At 58.4% G+C, this 19,367-nt stretch carries 16 protein-coding genes and 1 pseudogene; 7 read left to right on the top strand and 10 right to left on the bottom strand.

The features are described from left to right. Positions 1–38: 38 nt before the first annotated feature. The 4 genes from Q5Y71_RS12805 to rpoE form a co-directional block, all read right to left on the bottom strand. Entirely contained in the window at positions 39–509 is a 471-nt protein-coding gene (locus tag Q5Y71_RS12805) for a SoxR reducing system RseC family protein (RefSeq protein WP_306042519.1), read from the bottom strand. Beyond that, a complete protein-coding gene (locus tag Q5Y71_RS12810) occupies positions 496–1,614 on the bottom strand; it encodes a MucB/RseB C-terminal domain-containing protein (protein WP_306042520.1) in 1,119 nt (372 codons plus the stop codon). Before Q5Y71_RS12810 ends, Q5Y71_RS12805 begins: the two co-directional genes overlap by 14 nt. A gap of 1 nt (position 1,615) precedes the next feature. Next, on the bottom strand, positions 1,616–2,320 hold the full coding sequence (locus Q5Y71_RS12815) for a sigma-E factor negative regulatory protein (RefSeq protein ID WP_306042521.1): 705 nt from the start codon (positions 2,318–2,320) through the stop codon (positions 1,616–1,618). Between the two features lie 117 nt (positions 2,321–2,437). Beyond that, positions 2,438–3,052: an RNA polymerase sigma factor RpoE gene (gene rpoE / locus Q5Y71_RS12820; protein WP_301417639.1), complete on the bottom strand. Its 615-nt coding sequence runs from the start codon at positions 3,050–3,052 to the stop codon at positions 2,438–2,440. Positions 3,053–3,230: 178 nt separating this feature from the next. On the opposite strand from rpoE, the gene nadB reads away from it, so the two are divergent. Next, positions 3,231–4,838 (top strand): L-aspartate oxidase, encoded by a 1,608-nt coding sequence (gene nadB / locus Q5Y71_RS12825; RefSeq protein ID WP_306042522.1) that lies wholly within the window; start codon positions 3,231–3,233, stop codon positions 4,836–4,838. Between the two features lie 25 nt (positions 4,839–4,863). Here the strand turns inward: nadB and Q5Y71_RS12830 are convergent, their stop codons facing one another. Beyond that, positions 4,864–5,256 carry a protein YgfX gene (locus Q5Y71_RS12830; RefSeq protein WP_306042523.1) on the bottom strand — a complete coding sequence of 131 codons (393 nt, stop codon included), beginning with the start codon at positions 5,254–5,256 and terminating at the stop codon, positions 4,864–4,866. A gap of 34 nt (positions 5,257–5,290) precedes the next feature. Continuing rightward, the gene (locus Q5Y71_RS12835; RefSeq protein ID WP_306042524.1) at positions 5,291–5,536 is read right to left on the bottom strand and encodes a succinate dehydrogenase assembly factor 2; all 246 of its coding nucleotides are present in this window, start codon (positions 5,534–5,536) and stop codon (positions 5,291–5,293) included. A gap of 112 nt (positions 5,537–5,648) precedes the next feature. On the opposite strand from Q5Y71_RS12835, the gene Q5Y71_RS12840 reads away from it, so the two are divergent. Further along, positions 5,649–6,689: a folate-binding protein YgfZ gene (locus Q5Y71_RS12840; protein ID WP_306042525.1), complete on the top strand. Its 1,041-nt coding sequence runs from the start codon at positions 5,649–5,651 to the stop codon at positions 6,687–6,689. 194 nt (positions 6,690–6,883) lie between these two features. Here the strand turns inward: Q5Y71_RS12840 and Q5Y71_RS12845 are convergent. The 4 genes and pseudogenes from Q5Y71_RS12845 to Q5Y71_RS12860 form a co-directional block, all read right to left on the bottom strand. Further along, a pseudogene (locus Q5Y71_RS12845) lies at positions 6,884–7,662 on the bottom strand (IS5 family transposase). A 271-nt stretch (positions 7,663–7,933) separates the two neighbouring features. After that, positions 7,934–9,253: a glucose/galactose MFS transporter gene (gene gluP / locus Q5Y71_RS12850; protein WP_371877052.1), complete on the bottom strand. Its 1,320-nt coding sequence runs from the start codon at positions 9,251–9,253 to the stop codon at positions 7,934–7,936. Between the two features lie 230 nt (positions 9,254–9,483). Then, positions 9,484–12,309 (bottom strand): TonB-dependent receptor, encoded by a 2,826-nt coding sequence (locus tag Q5Y71_RS12855; protein ID WP_306042527.1) that lies wholly within the window; start codon positions 12,307–12,309, stop codon positions 9,484–9,486. Positions 12,310–12,405: 96 nt separating this feature from the next. Then, positions 12,406–13,794, bottom strand: a complete 1,389-nt coding sequence (locus Q5Y71_RS12860; protein WP_306042528.1) for a Gfo/Idh/MocA family protein — start codon at positions 13,792–13,794, stop codon at positions 12,406–12,408. A 247-nt stretch (positions 13,795–14,041) separates the two neighbouring features. On the opposite strand from Q5Y71_RS12860, the gene agaR reads away from it, so the two are divergent. The 5 genes from agaR to nagA form a co-directional block, all read left to right on the top strand. Then, positions 14,042–14,812 carry a transcriptional repressor AgaR gene (gene agaR / locus Q5Y71_RS12865; RefSeq protein ID WP_301417623.1) on the top strand — a complete coding sequence of 257 codons (771 nt, stop codon included), beginning with the start codon at positions 14,042–14,044 and terminating at the stop codon, positions 14,810–14,812. 34 nt (positions 14,813–14,846) lie between these two features. Beyond that, positions 14,847–16,121: a D-tagatose-bisphosphate aldolase, class II, non-catalytic subunit gene (locus Q5Y71_RS12870; protein ID WP_306042529.1), complete on the top strand. Its 1,275-nt coding sequence runs from the start codon at positions 14,847–14,849 to the stop codon at positions 16,119–16,121. Positions 16,122–16,136: 15 nt separating this feature from the next. Continuing rightward, a complete protein-coding gene (locus tag Q5Y71_RS12875; protein ID WP_306042530.1) occupies positions 16,137–17,264 on the top strand; it encodes an SIS domain-containing protein in 1,128 nt (375 codons plus the stop codon). Further along, on the top strand, positions 17,261–18,196 hold the full coding sequence (locus Q5Y71_RS12880; protein WP_306042531.1) for an ROK family protein: 936 nt from the start codon (positions 17,261–17,263) through the stop codon (positions 18,194–18,196). Before Q5Y71_RS12875 ends, Q5Y71_RS12880 begins: the two co-directional genes overlap by 4 nt. After that, positions 18,186–19,367 (top strand): N-acetylglucosamine-6-phosphate deacetylase (nagA, locus tag Q5Y71_RS12885; protein WP_306042532.1); only part of this gene is annotated, 1,182 nt, incomplete at its 3' end. The genes Q5Y71_RS12880 and nagA, both read left to right, overlap by 11 nt.

Raw genomic sequence — 19,367 nt, forward strand, 5'->3', positions numbered from 1 at the left:
GGAATATCTCCAATCAGGATTTGGAATATCAGTTTAGGCTAGGAATGATCGCCGCCGGGCTCAATGCGCAGGAGCACCGGGGTAAAGACAGGATTCGAGCGCTGACGACGGCTGTACCAACGAACACTGAGCGCACCGCCGATCAGACCAGCCAGAGCGCCAAACACCGCGCCGACCTCCGCGAACAAGACATCCCCTACCAGCGCCAACAGCATCAGGCAGACCAGTGGCACCAGGTAAACCAGCAGGGCGCTGCTGGTGAGCGCATTTCCGGCGATACCGATTACCGCTGTATCGTTCAAGGCAATCCGATCGGCGCGAAAGCCATTCAAGGCCACTCGTAGCCGTGCTGATGAAGAAAAGAACTCACCGAGCAGGCCCGTGCCGCAACCGGGTTTGGCCGCACAACCATTGCAAGCATCGCGCTTATAGGTTACCACCCAGATAGCATCGGACTCTATGGCCACGATACGACTGCGCTCCTCAAGCACCCCGTCAGCCTTTCTCAACGATAGAGCTGGCTACTCTGCGCGCGGTGGCATCGGGTATCTCACCGACGACGGTTACAGTGTAAGGAACACCCTTGACTTCCATACGATCCATATAAGCCACAGTGGCACCGCGGATAGCACGCCCCTTGAAATCCTCCAACTCGGGGCCGAGGCGTTGAACAAACACGGTAAAGACACCGAGCCCATCACTGAATACCATCATATCCCCATCGGGCAATGGCTTTACGAAAACCACCCTGAAGCCTTCCGGCAGCCAGCGCACCTGCCAACGGCTCTGAGAGGTATCACAGCCGTTGCGGTTATCAATGCGCCGTGCATGGCTGGATACCGCCTGAAGAGCTGAGTCTTTCACCGGGGACAAGTCCAGTTGAACAAATTGGTAGCGCTCCAGCACACGTCCCTGTGTGCTCACCAGCATACTTTTCAGTGGCAGCCCGGTTTCGCGATCCAAACTGACCACAAGGCCCAGGCGATAACGGTCTCGCGGTCTAGCTTCGATCACCACCGACTCCCGATCCGCAATGCGCTCCTTGCCACGCAGAATAAACTGATAGGCACGCTGTACCTGCTGCTGGCCAGCCGCATTCAACAGGGTGGCTCTAATGCTGGGAGAAGCATCGTATGCACAGTGGCCACCACTGCCGTAGCTGATCAGCTCCCTCGGCGCACCGCTCAGATAGCGTACCCGCTCCACCTGCTCACCACCGCGCACCGCGCGCACCACCTGTAAGGTCTCCAGCAGGCCGGCGTGTTCGAAAGTCACCAGTCCACTGTATTCCAGCTCGTTCACGGCCTGGGCGAGTTTGCCGAGCCACTGCTCGACCTCATTGTTCAGCACGCGGATATTTGTCAAGTCGGAGCTGGCTTGGGAATTGGATGTCGCTGTGGGGGCATCCACTGCGATAGCACTGGGCGCATTGGCATCGACCGGCAAAGGACTGACCACTGGCGCGCTAGGCCTTTCAAGTTTTACTGTAGTGGAATCGTTGGCATCAGTGTCGTCTAGCTCCTGTGCCAATAACAGCGGTGGCAGCAGAGAGAAAGCCAGAAACAGAGTACACCCGATACGGATAAGGCTCTCCCGCATTACGATGTTCACCACACTACATTCCAACCTGTTCGCCGTAGGTCGCGCGGGCAAAGGGCACCATACCCTGGCTGCCAATATGTGCGGCCTGCTCGGAGTGCTGAATCATCACACGATTCAGGTGGCGCATCAGCTCCGGTGTTGGTGCTTGTTGAATGACCGCCTGCCCCACAGCACCGGAACGCTGTTCAGGTACAAAGCGCGGAACCGCAGTGCTGACCGAGCGTGTGGAGGGTGCAGGCACATAAAAACCGGAAGGCTGCGGCGCCGATTGAACAACTGGTTGAGCGGGACGCTCGGTCTTCGCCAGCTGCGGCACAGCTTCCACTGTGTTCTGCTGGATACCGGTAATCTGTTGTACTCCGAGGATGGCGGCAAACGCCACAGTAGCCGCCACTGCACCACGAGAAAGCGAGCGCCACCAACGGTGGTTAGCAAGCCCATGGGCCGCTGTAATACGGCCGTCCCCGGTTGTTTGTGAGAGCGGTGCTTCGAGAGCAATCGCTGACGATATACTGGCCGACAGGTCACTGTCGACAGAAGCAACCTGCTCGCGGCGTATCACACTCGCCGCCAGTTGATAACGTGACCAACGCGCACTCAAGTCTCCGGAGGCCGCTGTGGCCCTCAGGATCCGCTGCAGCTCCAGTTCATCGACTTCGCCATCCATCAACGCCGATAGCGACTCGTTGAGACGTTCCTGATGATTCCCGTGGGACATAGGGGCTTTCTCTCTAGTGCAATGGTTTATTCGGTGCCCGCACGCACCCTCATTAATATCATTTATGACCGGGCTCCCGGCGTTTTGTTTCCCCTGTTGGGAAAATTTCCCGCAAACTCAGCCTCTGTCACCCAGTGTTTCCGGCTCCCCCGCCATTACAGCCTGGACTGTCCGGTCTATTGCCTCCCGGGCACGGAATATTCTCGAGCGTACCGTGCCCACCGGACATCCCATCACCTCGGCAATTTCCTCGTAGCTCAATCCCTCCAGCTCCCTCAGGGTAACTGCTGAGCGCAGGTCCTCTGGCAGTGCGCGAATGGCGCCATGTACCGCCGTTTCCAACTGGTCGCGAAACATCTGGTTTTCCGGCGTCTCGTTATCCCGGAGCAAATCGGCACCCGAGTAGAATTCTGCGTCCTCCAAATCCACATCAAAGGACGGTGGACGGCGGCTGCGGGACACCAAGTGGTTCTTGGCAGTGTTAATCGCAATCCGATACATCCATGTGTAAAAGGCACTCTCCCCCCGGAAATTGGCCAGCGCCCGGTAGGCTTTGATAAAAGCTTCTTGCGTAACATCCTGTACTTCACTGTGGTCCTTGATAAACCGGCTGACTACCGCAACGATCTTATGTTGGTATTTAAGTACTAAAAGATCAAAAGCGCGTTTATCCCCCTTTTGAACCCGTTCCACCAGTTCACGGTCACTCGCGCCCGCCTGATGCGCTGTCATCCCCAACTCCCATACACAGCCCCACTGCGGAGGCCTTTTCCATTTATTGAGAGGCTACCGGCGCAGGCATTTTTTCTACTGTGTTGAGGACACTGACAATTGCACATAAGTTCCAGGTCGAATCGACGAATAGTCAAGAAGCGCTATACTACGCGACCCCAGATCATAAATAAAATCTATGAATGCCCAGGTAAACTACGACGTTCTCGTTATCGGCAGCGGTGCTGCCGGCCTCACCCTGGCGCTGCATCTCGCAGCCCGGTACCGTGTTGCCCTGATTTCCAAGCAGCGGTTGCAAGATGGTTCCACCTGGTTTGCCCAAGGGGGCATAGCTGCAGTGCTGGATAAAACGGATTCAGTGCAGTCGCATATTGCAGACACATTAGACGCGGGTGCCGGACTCTGCCACCCGTCATCTGTACACTTCACTGTCGAGGGAGGCACTGCCGCTATCCGCTGGCTGATCGACCAAGGGGTGGATTTTACCCGCGAGGGCAGTGACTATCATCTGACCAAGGAGGGTGGACACAGCTATCGCCGCATTATTCACAGCACCGATGCTACCGGTCGAGCGGTGCACAGCACCTTGATTGACCGGGTGCGCGGCAGCGACAATATCGATTGCTTCGAGCAGCACCTGGCGGTCGATCTGATCCGCCAGCCCGATCCGCTGGAGGGCCGCTTTCGCTGTGGCGGAGCCTATGTACTCGACCGCAGTTCGGGAGAGGTGGTGCTGTTTCAGGCCAGAGCTGTAGTGCTCGCCACCGGCGGCGCCAGCAAGGCCTACCTGTATACCAGTAACCCCGATGGCGCCAGCGGCGATGGTATCGCCATGGCCTGGCGCGCCGGTTGTCGGGTAGCCAATATGGAATTCAACCAGTTCCACCCAACCTGCCTCTACCACCCCAAGGCCAAGGCCCTATTGGTAACAGAGGCATTGCGCGGCGAGGGTGCCTATCTGAAATTACCGGACGGCGGCCGTTTCATGGATCGCTTTGACAGGCGCGGCGAGTTGGCGCCGCGGGATATCGTCGCACGAGCCATCGATCATGAAATGAAGCGCCTTGGCGCGGACTGCCTCTACCTGGATATCTCCCACCGAGAAGCAGATTTTGTCCGCGAGCACTTCCCCACGGTCTACAGCAACTGCCTTCTATACGGTATCGACATCACCTGCGAACCCATACCGGTGGTGCCCGCGGCGCACTACACCTGTGGTGGCATTATGGTGGACCGCTACGGGCGCACTGACCTCGACCAGCTGTACGCTATTGGTGAAACCACCTTTACCGGCCTACACGGCGCCAACCGCCTGGCCAGCAACTCCCTGCTGGAGTGCCTGGTGTATGCCCGCTCCGCCGCCAGGCACATCGACGCACACCTGGAGGTGGTACAGTCACCCCGCCCTGCTCCACCCTGGGATGCTTCGCGAGTCACAGACTCGGACGAGGACGTGGTGATTTCCCATAACTGGGACGAACTGCGCCGTTTTATGTGGGACTATGTGGGAATCGTGCGCACACGCAAACGCCTGCTCCGCGCCCAGCACCGCGTAAAACTGTTACAACGGGAAATTCGTGAATTCTATGCCAACTACCGAATCACTAACGACCTGGTAGAACTGCGCAATCTCGCTTTGGTTTCCGAGCTGATTATCCGCTCCGCACTGGAGCGCAGGGAGAGCCGGGGCCTGCACTACTCGCTGGATTATCCGAAGCTGCGGGAGCTCGCTATGGATACGATTCTGGTTCCGGAGAACTTCGCCAACCAACGGCAGTTTATTTAATCCCATAGACAAGTGGGCGCCACTTCTAGCGGGAATAACGCAGTGCTACCTGTAATCTGCGCCAGTCGTCGGCGTGTAATGCATCTCGTGCCAACACCAGGCACACCCGCCTGCCATACCAATCCCGGCCATTGATCACAAGCAGCCAGCGCCACAGCACCAGTTCACCACATAAGCCGAACTCCCGCACTTCCTCCCCTCTTGCCCGCCAATACCAGCGGCGCTCTCGGGTCGATAACCTTCCCGTCATACGCCCCAGACGGCGCTTTTCCCAGGCGACGTAAAGACATACCCACGGCAGTGCAGTCCAGAACAGCCAAGGGGGCAAATCGCAGAGCCACAGTAACAGTACCGCTTGCAGGGCAACCAGAAGCAAAAGCAACAACAACAGAGGGGAGGCAACGACAACGCAGCTCAAACGCGCGCAGCGCTCAAAGTGACCTGGAGAGCGCCTATTTCTGCAGACCGGTGTTGTCACGGATAATCTGCACGATACGGAGCAGCTCCGGGTCAGTAGGATCCTCGCGACGCAGGCACCAGGCGAACAGATCCTGATCCTGTTCTTCCAGCAACTGGATATAGCGCCGTTGGTCTGCAGGTGCCAGGGTATTGTAAACATTGTCTAAAAATGGCAGCAACACCAAATCCAGTTCCAACATGCCGCGACGACTGGCCCAAAACAGGCGGTTGCGATCCATAAGGCGCTTTCCAATCCAGATAAAGGACGCAGTATACCCGCAACCCAGTAAACTTGAAAAAGACGCAAAGCCCCCCAAATACTGCCACCAGACAAACGCAGGTGGGAATACTATGGACCGGCAACAATGGCAGGATTTCCTCAGTGGCCAAGGTGCCATCTGGGAGGGCGAGAAGGCCCATTTTCCTCTTACCAGCAGTGACGACCCACAGGGTCTGCACCTGATTGATCTCAGCCCCATCGGCTCCATCTCCATCCACGGCCCCGACAGCCAAAAATTTCTGCAGGGTCAGATCACCTGCGACCTGGTGAACCTGCCTGATGGGCACAGCACCCTAGGCGCCCACTGCAATCCCAAGGGCCGTATAATCAGCACCTTTAGCGCCCTGAAAGTGTCCCCGAGCAGGTTTATTTTTCGGCTCCTGCGGGACCTTGGGCCTATTGCACAACAGGCACTGGCCAAGTACGCCGTTTTCTTTAACACGCAATTGCAAGATATCAGCGAAAAATCCCTCTGGCTCGGCTTACAGGGCCAGGATGCAGCGGAGCGCGCCGCGCAACTGCTTGGCTACAGCGCACCTGCCACCGGTGCGGTTGTGGCTTTTGATTTTGCAGGTGAGCGCTGTATCGCCCAGTCAGTCAATGAATGCCAACTGGCCCTGCTGGTGCCAGTCACCAAGGCGCAGCAGCTCTGGCAAACGCTCGCCCCACTGTGCGAAGTAACCGGCTATGACCTCTGGCAAAAAGGACAGATTGATGCCGGCATCCCCCAGATCAATGCCGCCACTTCGGGAATGTTTATTCCGCAGATGACCAACCTGCATCTACTCGGTGGTGTGAGCTTCAAAAAAGGCTGTTATACAGGCCAGGAGGTGGTGGCTCGTATGCAATACCGCGGCGCAACAAAGCGCCGCCTCTATCGGGCAAAATGCACTGGCGGCGATCTCCCGGCCAGCGGACTGGAAATCTACGGCGAAGGCAAGCAGAGCATCGGCAACCTGGTGGAGGCCTGCCACAGTCAGGATGGAATACAGCTTCTCGCTGTGCTCACCATCGCCAAAGTAGCCGCCGGCGAAACTCTGCGACTCAAAGACGGCCGAATCCTGGAAATTCAGGAGCTGCCCTACGACGCAGATGCCGACCCGCTAGCTTGATTAAGATTGCCGTTTTATGGATAAAAAGACGACTATATGACCTAGCTTCAGTACGCACAAACGGATGAGTAGGCAGGTGGACTTTAACCTGCAGCCCACGCAGAATTGTAGGTGGCACTTTCGCGTTATACTGCTTTCATCATTCCACCCTGCTTGTTCTCTCCAGTGTATAAAAGCGTGCAGATGGCGTTGTTCTAGGGCCTGTCTACACAAATCAACCTATCTGCAATCAATGAAAAGCTAATGGAAAAACGAAAAATCACATCCGACTTGTCAAAACAGCTAAATATCCTTCGAAATCCCTTTAATTGACGGAACAAGTACTCAAATTCATTTCTTTTTTTTTTACATTTCACGGTCATATTCCCACGGTGCCAATCGACTTACCTTAGGAGGGACAACCGGAGTCATACCAAGATTCCAGTACAAGCTGTCGGGTTTCATCTCCCTCATAAGCTTTGTCCATGATGACGCTAATAATTCCCCAGCTGTTATTCTACAACGTTTTCAGCAAGCTTCTACCTTCTGGCGCATCGCATCACCAGATTGACCGGGAGACAGAGAGAATGTCACCGCAGTCCTGTCATCCGCGGCTACCATGTGAATTTTAGTTGTCCATCCGCCTCTTGATTTTCCGATGGTTTGAGGAGCGTTTTTAATGCACCTGTGCCGTCTGGGTGGACCTTAACAATCGTGCTATCCAGAGACACCTGATCAACCTGAATATTGATAACGTCCACCTCCTGTAGTACTGCAAAAACATAGTCCAAAACACCTTTTTAGCCCAGCGATTAGCTTTCATGTAGATGCTATACCACTTGCCAAACCGTTCCGGGAGACCTCGCCACTTGCAGCCATACTCAGCTATGTACAAAATGGCATTAATGACTCCTATATTCGGTATTTTGACGTTACCACGCTACACAGGCAAAAAGTGTTCAATAACTTCGAATTGCACTTTTGTAATTCCCATAAGCGCAAATCGTAACAAACTTTGTGTAGACAGGCCCTAGTTAATACCTATGGTGGTGGTAGCGTCTTAATTTCCAAAGATGGGTCAATGCGGATGGCGGAATGCCTATAGTTTAGCGATACGAATAATTCCTACCAAAATACTTGAGAGTACCAAGCTCTTGGAGAAAACACTTCAACCTATTGATTTATAGTTTTTTTTCTAAAAACGCTCAAACCTAAGAAACCCTTTAAAAGCAATAAGTTACAGGGAACTCAGTATTGTCGAGAGATCACATCCAACTGCGCAGCCTGCATCCCTTAACGGCGTAAAACAGGATAAAAAGGTAGCAGGGCAGCGCTATCCAGTAAGCATTCACTATGCCGCCGCCGGCCCCGGCAATCCGACCAAAGGCCAGAGGTATCACCGCGCCGCCAGCGATGCCCATAATCAGCAAGGCAGAGCCCTGGGCAGTAAATTTGCCTAGGTTATCCAGAGCGAGCGGCCATATCGTCGGCCACACCAGCGCGTGGGCCAGCCCCATCAGCGCGACAAAAGTCACCGTATCGGGCACCACCGGAATAGCGGTCCAGCCCCACAAGGCGCCAGCAATCGCCGAACTCTCCGCGGAACCGAAAAGCACACCGATTACGCAGAGGCCGCCGGCAATCGCCGAGCCCAGCAGGGCCTGCTGCTGGCTGATAAAACGCGGAATGGCGAAGACACCGACCAGGTAGCCCACCACCATAAACGCCATGGTGTAGGAGGTCAGCGACGCAAAGTTGGCCAGCCCAAGCCGCTCGCCATAGAGGCCGATGGTATCGCCGGCTATCACCTCGACGCCCATATAGGCAAACAGCGCCAGGGCGCCCAACACCAGCTGCGGAAACTGCCAAATCCCGGACTTGGGTTTTCCGTCCACCGGCGCTTCGTCCTCGATATCCGGCAACCGGGAAAATTTCACCAGCCCCACCAGCAGGAACAGCAGTACCGCCATGGCGGTATAGGGCGCGACCAGCCGGTTGGCCACCTCTTCCATTTTTACCGTGCGATCAACTTCCACCAGTTGCGCGACCGTCTCAGCGTTGAATTCCGTAAGGCCAGACAATACCAGGGCGGTGAATACCAACGGCGCCAGCACACCGGCACTCTTGTTGATAATTCCCATCACGGCAATGCGGGTCGCCGCACTCTCTACCGGACCGACTTTCACCACATAGGGGTTTGCCGCAGTCTGCAGTATCGTCAAACCGCCTCCCAGGCCGAACAGGCCCAGCAGGAAAATCGGGTAACTGCCGGTCTGCGCCGCGGGAATAAACACCAACGTCGCCACCGCCATGATGGCGAGACCTATGGCCATGCCGTCACGGTAGCCGGTGCGGCGCAGGATAAAGGACATGGGCAGCGCCATAACGGTGTAGGCGATATAAAAGACAAAGGTCACGAAGAGCGCCTGGAAGTCGTTCAAGTCGCAGAGAATTTTCAGGAATGGAATCAGCGAGCCATTCAGCCAGGTGACAAAGCCGAAGATAAAGAAGAGCAGGCCGATAATCGCCATCGGTAGGAGGCTGCCCTTCGACTCGCTGGAGATATTTTCGAGGGAAACAAGGATACTCATTGGCGCTCCCACCTATATTTTTTTAACCAGCCCCGGCTGCCGAAAAAGAATACTAAAGCCGGACGCAAAGGCCCTGATGGCGCGGGAATTTACGGCCAAGGATGGCCGTGGATAGCGTACACGGATGTATTCACAGCGTGTCCCGCAAACTTCCAGCGGTAGCAGGGGCGAAAAGTGCCCCATTTCAAGGGGCTTCTGATAGTCCCGGCGGTCCGGGACGTGAATCAGAAATTAACGCTTACACCCAGGTTGACCAAGCGTCCGTAGCGCGCCAGGTGGCTGACCTGATCCGAGCGCAGTATGTAGCCCCAGTTGCGCTCGTTGGTGATGTTGTTCACGCTGAGACTCACATTAATGCTGTCCGTCCAGTCGTAGTCGGCGCTAAAGTCGAACTGGCCGTAGTCCGCATCCCAGCTGGGGCCACCCCAGGCGTCAGGATTGGTCATCACCTTGCCGCGCCAGTTGTAGGCCAGCCGCGCCTGCAAGGCGTCGCCCTCGTAGTAGAGTACCACGTTGTAGGAGTTTTTCGGCATGCCCCGGAAAGGCAGGCCCGCGGCGCGGCGCTCGCGGTCATCGTACTCGCTGTCCACATAGGTGTAGTTCAGCTGTATGCCGAGGCCGCCGAAAACACCCGGCAGAATGCCGGCGAAGGACTGTTGATAGGCCAGCTCGGTACCGCGTACCTCCGCGCCCTCTTCTCCGTTGATGGCGCTGTAGACAGCGAAGTTGCGGCCGTCGATGGTGCGTGTGCCGTTGCGTCCCGACTCGATAAAGGACTCGATATCCTTGAGGAAGAAGGTACCAGTCACCGCACCGTAGTCGGAGAAATACCACTCGAGGCCGGTATCAAACTGGCTCGCGCGCATCGGCTCCAGCCCGGGGTTGGAGCTGTGCAGCTCGAACTCGCGCAGGTTCAGGTAGCTGTAAGCCGTGAGGGAATCTATCTGCGGCCGGGTGATCACCTTGGCCGCGCTGAAACGGTAGATCAGGTCATCGCGCAGGTTCCACTTGAAGTTCAGGCTCGGCAGCACATCCGTGTAGGAATCCTCGAAATCCATCTGGCGCTGGTAATCTGACTCATCACCGACATACTGCAGCTCGCCGGGTTCATCCCCCGCCTCGAAGCGCACCGCGTCCACGTCCAGCGAGTAGCCGGAGCTGGTCACTGTGGTCTCTATGGCCCGCAGTCCCAGGTTCAGGGTGAAGGGCCGCTCCAACAGCTCGCTCTGCAGATCGGCCTGCACATAGGCCGCAAGGGTGGATTCGCCCACGGTGAAGGAATCGTTGGGGCGGAACTGGGCTTTGACTAGATCATTGGCGGCATCGGCGCTGATCGACTCATAGAAAGCGAACAGTTTGTCGTAATCGAAGCTGGCCCAGGGCGCCGGGTGAGAGCCAGCTTCACCGTCGAGGAAATTGTCGAAACGCGGGGCCACCAGAACATCCGCCGGTAGGCGGAACAGATCGAAGCCGGCGATATTCTCCGCCGCCGACATATCCGGAGAATACTGCGGGTATCTTTCAAACTGCTCGCCGGCATTGCTGAAGATGGATGGGCCGACCGAACGGTAGGAATCCCGTTCCTTGGCCTGGTCGCCATAGTTGATGCCGAACTGCACCGAGGAGACGATGGAGTCCAGAGGCGCCCAGTCGCCGTCGAACTTGAACTCGGTCACCTTGTCCCGGATCTCGTTGCCGTAGTTGTAGCTGTAGTGGGCACCGAACGGAGAGTTGTGAGACAGGGCCGGGGTCATGGTGATATCCGGCAGCAGGTTGCCGCCGGACTGGTCAATGCGGATCTCGTCCACGAAGCCGCGCGCGACTATATAGCGGTTGTCGCCGTTGTTGGTATTCTCCGATTCAGAGTGGGAAACATCCACGGTCAGGGTCAGGTTGTCGCGGACATGCCAGGCCACATTGTTTCCGACCTGGAAGGTTTCGGTCTTGCGCGGGAGCGAGGTGTTCAGCAGCTCGGCCATGGCGCCGTCGCTCAAGGTCAGCGCATTAACCAGGCCATCATCATCGAAGCCCAGGTCGGTGACATTGGGAATGCCCGGCGTCCAGTCCTCGTCATAGGTGACGAAGGAGATTTCGTACTGCTCGCCGTTGGTGTCGTAGGCGGAGTAGATGCTGTCGAAATTCACTTCGACATCGCCCCGCGGTTGCCACTGCAATGCCAGGCTGGCACCGATCCGCTCGCGGGTATCCTGCCAGTTGGTGTAGCGCACATAGCCGGGAATGATGGAGCCGTATTCGTTGTCCACCGCCGGATCGAATTCGCCGTTGCCGTCCACATCCTGGCGCACGGTGATCGAGTCCTCGTTGCCCCGGTTGTAGAAACCCTCGCCCTGGTAGGCGTCAGTGCGCAATGTGCGCTCCGAGTAGACCGCGGTCAGCAGCGCGCCGAAGGTGCCGTCGGCAAAGGTGTTGCTGACCAGGAAGGAAGCCTGAGGATTCATCTCCTCGGTGCGATCCTCGTAGATGCCCTTGACCGACCCGGATACGGTCAGGCCGGAGAAATCCAGCGGGCGCCGGGTCTGGATATTGACCACCGAACCGATGCCGCCCTCCTGGGTTTTGGCCACCGGCGATTTGTATACCTCGACACCTTTCAAGAGTTCGGCGGCAATCAGGTCGTAGTTGAAATCGCGGCTGCTGTGCTCGGAGGCCATGCGGCGGCCGTTGATGGTAGTCACGTTGTAATCGCCGCCCAGGCCGCGCACGGTGATATTCTGCCCCTCGCCGGCATTGCGGGTGATAGTGACGCCGCTCATGCGCTGCAGCGCCTCGGCGATATTCTGGTCCGGGAACTTGCCGATATCCTCGGCCATAATGGCGTCCACCACATTGACCGAGTTTTTCTTGATATCCAGCGACGATTTGATGCTGCTGCGTATACCGTAGACCTCCACCTCTTCCACCACCTTATCCGATACCGGCTTCAGGTCGTCGGTTGTCCGCTCTGCTTCCTTCTCCTGCGCCATACCCTGCGATGCCAAGCCCAGAGCGCCGATTGCCAGGCTGAGGACGTGCTTTTTACTTTTAATCATGGTTCACCTTCCCTTATTTATAGTTTTATGAATGGTTTGGAAACTCGGCGGGCTTATACGAGCTGATGCATCGGGCGGGCGCGGGGCCCGCCGCGGTCAGCTGACGACGCCCAAGGGTATTGCCGTTTTCCAAGCGCCGCGGGTAAAGTCCGGGAAGTCCACGCTGTCGCCGCGGTTTTTCACTGAGGCCTCGGACAGCGGGGTCACCGCGGACCAGGCGGCCGCATCGTAGACATCCTGATCCAAGGGCAGGCCGTTGCGCAGGCAATAGACCAATCGCCAGAACATCAGGAAGTCCATGCCGCCGTGGCCGCCGTTGCGCTCAGCCACCTCACCCATACGGCGCCACAGTGGGTGATCGTAGCGCTCATACCAGTAATCCATGTCGTAGTCCCACTCGTGGAAACTCTTGCGACCGCCCTTCTCCAGAGCGATGCGGTTGGGGAAGCCGGCAAAGACGCCGTTGGTACCCTGGATATGGTTGTGGCGGCTGTAGGGTCGCGGCGTGGTGGTGTCGTGCTGGACCATGATGGTCCTGCCCTTCACCGTCTTGATCAGACTGGTATTGATGTCACCGGCGATATAGTTGAGCCGGTTGCGCTGGTGATCCGCGGGAAACTCGCGCTCGGCATAGGCGGCGCGCCCCAGCGCCGGGCTGCTCATGGAGTTCATGTAATCGAAGCGGTCGCCGCGGTTGATGTTCATGTATTGGGCGATGGGCCCCAGGCCGTGGGTCGGATAGAGGTTGGCGTCGCGCAGCGCGTGCCAGCGGGTGCGCCAGGAGCCGGTCTTGCGGTCGACCTCCTTCATCTGCCAGCGCAGTTCGTGGATATAGGCGGCCTCGCCGTGCAGCAGATCTCCGAGCAGGCCCTTGCGCACCATATTCAGGGCCATCAGCTCGTCGCGGCCGTAGCAGACATTCTCCAGCATCATGCAGTTCTTCTGGGTCTGCTCGGCGGTGTCTACCAGTAGCCAGGCCTCATCGATGGTCAGCGCCGCAGGTACCTCCACCATGGCGTGCTTGCCGGCCAGCATGGTTTCCACGGCCATCGGCGTGTGCCAGCGCCAGGGGGTGGAGATGATGACCATATCGATATCGTCGCGTTCCAGCAGATCGCGGTAAGCGTACTCATTCTTGCCGTAGGCCGCCGGGCGTGGCATTCCCCTGGCCGTGACTATATTGACGGCGCGATCCAGCACCTGCTGATCGATATCACAAATACCCCTAATCTCGACTCCGTCGACATTGCAGAAGTGCTTGACCGCACCGACGCCGCGCTGGCCAACACCGATAAAGCCGACCCGGACTGTCTCCATCGGCGGCACCACCAGCCCCATCACCGACTTCTGGCCGGTCAGCGGGGAGCCGCCTATCACCCCTCTACCAGTAGTAGTTGCGCAGCCGGCGGTGGCCGCGGCGGTGGCCGCTGCCAGGCTCGCTTTGAGGAAATTGCGACGATCGATCGAACTCATTTTTATATTCACCCTTTGTCCAGACAGTCGGAATTCGCAGGCTTCCGACAATAACCAAGCGAAACCCATCGTTCAACTAAAAAATGCTTCGAAAACTTTCACTTTTTGATCAGAAGAAATCAATTCGACGCCTAAATTTTTATATAACCTGTTGAATAATAAATATTTTCAAAAAATGAAAGCATATAAAAAATAAAATTTTATTGAAAGAAAACGAAAGTTTCGTAGAATAACGACAGATTCCCCGCGAGAAAGAGCCGTGCCCACAAACACGATTGAGAGAAGACACGACATCATCCAGACTGCCGCCGATGCCGGGCGCGTGCAGGTTTCGGAACTGGTAGAGAAGTACAGCGTCTCTGCGGTAACCATCCGCGGCGACCTCAACTACCTGCACAAGAAGGGGCTGCTGGTGCGTACCCACGGCGGCGCCGTGGCCAGCAATCGGGTCACCCAGGAGCTGTCGGTGCAGGAAAAGGTCACCGAGCACCTGGACATCAAGCGCCGGCTGGCCGCGACCGCCGTCAAGGAGATCCGTGAGCAGGACACCATCATCCTGGACTCGGGCACCACCACCGCCGAAATAGCCCGGCAGCTGCGGGATTTCGAGCGCCTGCTGGTCATGACCAATGGCCTCAATGTGGCCCAGCAGCTGCTCGACGCCGAGGGGATAGAGGTGCTGATGACCGGCGGCACCCTGCGCAAGAAGTCCCTCTCCTTCTACGGCCGCCCGGCCGAGGAAATGCTGCGCTGCTACCACTTCGACAAGGTATTCCTGGGAGTCGACGGCATCGACTTCCAGGGCGGCATCACCACCCACTTCGAGTACGAGGCCAACCTGAACCGGCTGATGTGCAAGGTGGCCCGCCAGGTGATCGCGGTCACCGACTCCTCCAAGTTCAACCGCTCCGGCGTGCACAAGATCTGCGATTTTGCCGACATCGACATACTGATCACCGACGCCGGCATACCCGACACCTTTCACCAGGCGATCTCCGAGGTCGGTGTAAAGGTGGTGATCGTCGACTGAATGCATTCAGAAAAAGTAACAACAAGGGATTCCTATGCTGCAAGATTTGATCACCGCCAATCTCAGCGGACAGCCGCGGGGCATCTACTCCGTCTGCTCCGCCCACGGCCTGGTGCTGGAGGCGGCCATGGAGCAGGCGCTGGCGGACGGCACACCCCTGCTGATCGAGGCTACCGCCAACCAGGTGAACCAGTTCGGCGGCTATACCGGCATGCGGCCGGTGGACTTCTTCGACTATGTGATGACGCTGGCCGACGGGGTCGGGCTGGATTCTGCACGGGTACTGCTCGGCGGCGATCACCTGGGGCCCGTGTGCTGGCAGGCTGAGACGGCCGAGACGGCCATGCAGAAAGCCCGCGACCTGATCGACGCCTATGTGGCCGCCGGCTTCAGCAAGATTCACCTGGACTGCAGCATGCCCTGCACCGACGACCGGCTACCGCTGGCGGACAAGATTATCGCCGCCCGCGCCGCCGACCTGTGCAGCGTCGCCGAAGAGGCTGCCAAGCGCCGCGGTAACAAGAGCAAAATCGTCTATATCATCGGCACCGAAGTGCCGCCGCCCGGTGGCGCCAGAGAGGCAATTGCCGAGCTGGAAGTGACGGCCCCGTCCCAGGCGCGCAACACCATAGCGCTACACCGCGCCGCCTTCGAAAAGCTGGGGCTAACGAAAGCGTGGCAGCGCGTGATCGGCCTTGTGGTGCAGCCGGGGGTGGAGTTCGATCACACATCCGTCATCGACTACCAGCCGGCCAAGGCGGAAAAACTCAAGGCGCTGGCCGAAGAGGCGGGCGGCATCGCCTTCGAGGCCCACTCCACCGACTACCAGACCCTGCAGAGCTACCGGCAACTGGTGCGCGACCACTTCGCGATACTGAAAGTGGGCCCCCAGCTGACTTTCGCCCTGCGCGAAGCCCTGTTTGCCCTCAGCCATATCGAGGAGGAGCTGCCCGGCATCGCGCAGAAATCCAACTTGCGCTATGTCTGCGAACAGCGCATGCGGGACCAGCCCAAATACTGGCAGGCCTTCTACAAAGTGGCAGCGGAGCAGTTGCCACTTTACCGCAACTACAGTTACAGCGACCGCATCCGCTATTACTGGCCCGACGAAGAAGTACAGCAAGCCAGCGCCCGGCTGCTCCACAACCTGTCGGACAAACCGATTCCGCTGCCGCTGGCCAGCCAGTACTTCCCGGAGGAGTACCGGGAGATTCGCGAGGGCCGGCTCTCTAACGAACCGCACGCGCTGGTGAAAGCGCGCATCCGCAAGGTCACCGCCGCCTACGCCGAAGCCTGCTGGAAGCAGTAACAAAGGACCAGGACGATGTACGAGAATTTAGCGATCAACAAGGCCAAACTGCGCACACAAAACGGCGAGCACACAGCGCGGGAAATTGCTCAGCAACCGGATGTGTGGCTGGGCACAGCCCAACTGGTTCAGCAGCAGCGGGGCGAACTCGACAGCTGGCTCAAGCCCCTGCTCGAGCGGCGCGACCTGCGCATTATTCTGACCGGTGCGGGCACTTCCGCCTATGTGGGCGAAACTCTGGCGCCCTACCTGACCCGGGTTATGGAGCGCCGCGTCGAGGCGATCAGCACCACTGACCTGGTCAGCAACCCGCAGGATTACCTGCTGCGGCAGCAGCCCACATTGCTGATCTCCTACGCCCGCTCCGGCAACAGCCCGGAGAGTGTCGGCGCCTACGACCTAGCCGATCGGTGTGTCGACGACTGCTATCACCTGGTCATCACCTGCAACCGCGACGGCGAGCTCGCCGCGCGCGCGCGCAGCGGAGACAACAGCTATTCGCTGCTGATGCTCGCAGAGACGCTCGACCAGAGCTTCGCCATGACCAGCAGTTTTACCGCCATGCTCGTCGGCACACTGGAAGTATTTGCTCCCGGCACGGGGCAGGTGGAAATCCTGGCCGGGAACACCCGCACTCTTCTTGAAACCCGGCTCGACATAGTGCGCGTACTAGCGCAGCGGGACTTCCGGCGCGTAGTATTCCTCGGTTCCGGCGGCCTGAGGGGCATAGCAACGGAGGCCGCACTGAAGATGCTGGAACTGACTGCGGGCAAGGTGGACTGCAACGCGGAGAGCCCGCTCGGCTTCCGCCACGGCCCCAAGTCGATGCTCAACAAATCCACCCTGGTGCTTCTGCTGCAGAGCAACGACAGCTACTGCCGCGGCTACGACGACGATCTGCTCGAAGAACTGCGCCGCGATGGCACTACCGAGTGGATTTCCTGCCCGGCGGACCTGGTCGACACCTGCGGCCTCAAGGACGCTTGGCTGGCCCTCTACTACATCGTCTTCGCGCAGCTGCTGGCCTTCTACAAATCTCTTGCGCTGGGCATCACGCCGGACAACCCCTGCCCCACCGGCGAGGTCAACCGGGTAGTCCAGGGCGTAACCATACATCCATTTACCACGGGGAATAGGCGTTGATTTACGGCGTAGATATCGGCGGCACCAAGATAGAGTTTGCCTGCTTCGACGCAGACTTGAACAAACTCGAAAGCGAGCGGCTGACCACACCTGTCGATGACTATGGGATTTTTATCGATACACTCGTCGGACTGGTGAAGAACGCAAATCGCCGCCACCGCTGCAAGGGCAAAGTCGGCATCGGTATGCCGGGCCTGATCGATGCCGAGGGGCGCTCGCTGTCCGCCAATATCGCCTGCGCCAGTGGCAAAAAAGTGGCGGAGTCGCTGGCGGCGCGACTCGGGCACAGGGTAGTCGTAGAGAACGACTGCCGCCTGTTCGCCCTGTCCGAATCCCGCGGCGGTGCGGGCGAGGGTTTCCGCCATGTGTACGGCGCCGTGCTCGGCACCGGCGCCGCCGGGGGCCTGGTGATCAACGGCAGACTCTACCGCGGCCGCCAGGGTATCGCCGGCGAATACGGCCACCATCCACTACCGGCCGGCCTGCGGAAAAAGTACCAGCTGCCGCTGCTTCGCTGCGGCTGCGGACTCCTCGGCTGCCTGGAAACCTATATCACCGGCCCGGGCCTGGCGGCGCTGCACCGACAGCTGTGGGGCGAGGAAATCGAAATACCGACGCTGGTGCAGCGCTGGCGCGACGGAGACCCGCGGGCGCTGAATACCAAAGCCGTGCACCTGGACCTGTTGGGCGCGGCCTTCGCCAATTTGGTAATGGCGCACGACCCGGATATCTTCGTTCTGGGCGGCGGCCTGTCCAACATACAGGAACTCTACCGGGATCTGCCCGGCGCCATAGAAAATCTGCTTTTCCCCGGCTTCAGCGCCCCGCCAGTGGTGCCGCCTAAATTCGGCGATGCCAGTGGCGCTCGCGGCGCCGCCCTGCTCGCCCTCCCCAGTGCTCAGGAACAAAAAATAGCTACGGATGAAGACTGACAACTATTACCTCAGGGCCGCGCGCGCAATCACTGAAACAGAGGACCTGGCCGATCACTGCCTGCGCATAGAGGACGGCCGTATCGCCGACATTACCGACACACTCGGCGGCGAACTGCCGTTAATAGAACTGCCGGGCGCGACCCTGGTTCCCGGCATGATTGACCTGCATATCCACGGCCGTGAGGGCTGCGATGTGATGGACGCGACTCCGGAAGCGCTGGATACCATCTCCTGCTCCCTGGCCCACCACGGCGTCACCGGCTTTCTCGCCACCACTGTGACCAGTAGCTGGGAAGAGACCCTGGCCGCGATGGACAACCTGGGCCGCGCCGCACTGACCACCCAGCCCGGCGCCCAGGTGCTGGGCGGCTACAGCGAAGGCCTTTTCTTTGCCTGCAAGCACAAGGGCGCACACAACGAGCACTACTTCCTCACACCGAGCCGTGAGCGTATCGACGCACTGCTGAAGGCCGCCCACGGACAACTGAAAGTGCTGGCTCTAGCGCCCGAAATTGAAGGGGCCACAGAGATAATCCCCTACCTGACGGAAAAAGGCGTAAAGGTGATGCTGGGGCACACCGACGCAGATTACGAGCAGACCATCGCGGCACTGGGCGCCGGCGCTTGCGGTGGCGTGCACGTATTCAACGGCATGCGCGGCATCCACCACCGCGACCCCGGCTGCACTGGCGCCGTGCTGATGGAAGATGTCAATGTGGAAGTGATCGCCGACGGTGTGCACTTGCACCCGGCGATACTGCAGATGATCTGCAAATTAAAGGAACCGGGGAAAATCACTCTGATCAGCGACTGTATCAATGCCGGTGGCCTGACGGACGGGCGTTACATGTTGGGGAAAATGGAAGTGGATCTGAAACAGGGTATCGCCAGGACCAATAGCGGCTCACTGGCCGGCAGCACCCTGACCCTGGAGAGGGCGGTGGCCAACCTGCACAGGCTGGCGGGTATCGACTTTCGAGATGCGGTGCATATGGCCAGCCTGTCGCCGGCAAAGTTTCTGGGTATTGACGACCGCACCGGATCGATTGCCTGCGGCAAGGATGCGGATATCGCCGTGCTCGACGGTAACGGAAATGTGCGGGCGACGCTGTATCGCGGTGAATTGATCTATTGCGACGAAAATATGCGTGGCCGGTTTACCAATCGG

This window comes from Microbulbifer sp. 2205BS26-8 (assembly GCF_030731025.1).
GTDB classification, from domain to species: Bacteria; Pseudomonadota; Gammaproteobacteria; order Pseudomonadales; family Cellvibrionaceae; genus Microbulbifer; species Microbulbifer spongiae.

Excerpts from the sequence above, each read along its gene's own strand:
- Q5Y71_RS12815 (WP_306042521.1), bottom strand. The coding sequence starts at position 2,320 with ATGTCCCACGGGAATCATCAGGAACGTCTCAACGAGTCGCTATCGGCG.
- rpoE (WP_301417639.1), bottom strand. The coding sequence starts at position 3,052 with ATGACAGCGCATCAGGCGGGCGCGAGTGACCGTGAACTGGTGGAACGG.
- nadB (WP_306042522.1), top strand. The coding sequence starts at position 3,231 with ATGAATGCCCAGGTAAACTACGACGTTCTCGTTATCGGCAGCGGTGCT.
- Q5Y71_RS12835 (WP_306042524.1), bottom strand. The coding sequence starts at position 5,536 with ATGGATCGCAACCGCCTGTTTTGGGCCAGTCGTCGCGGCATGTTGGAA.
- Q5Y71_RS12840 (WP_306042525.1), top strand. The coding sequence starts at position 5,649 with ATGGACCGGCAACAATGGCAGGATTTCCTCAGTGGCCAAGGTGCCATC.
- Q5Y71_RS12855 (WP_306042527.1), bottom strand. The coding sequence starts at position 12,309 with ATGATTAAAAGTAAAAAGCACGTCCTCAGCCTGGCAATCGGCGCTCTG.
- Q5Y71_RS12870 (WP_306042529.1), top strand. The coding sequence starts at position 14,847 with ATGCTGCAAGATTTGATCACCGCCAATCTCAGCGGACAGCCGCGGGGC.
- Q5Y71_RS12875 (WP_306042530.1), top strand. The coding sequence starts at position 16,137 with ATGTACGAGAATTTAGCGATCAACAAGGCCAAACTGCGCACACAAAAC.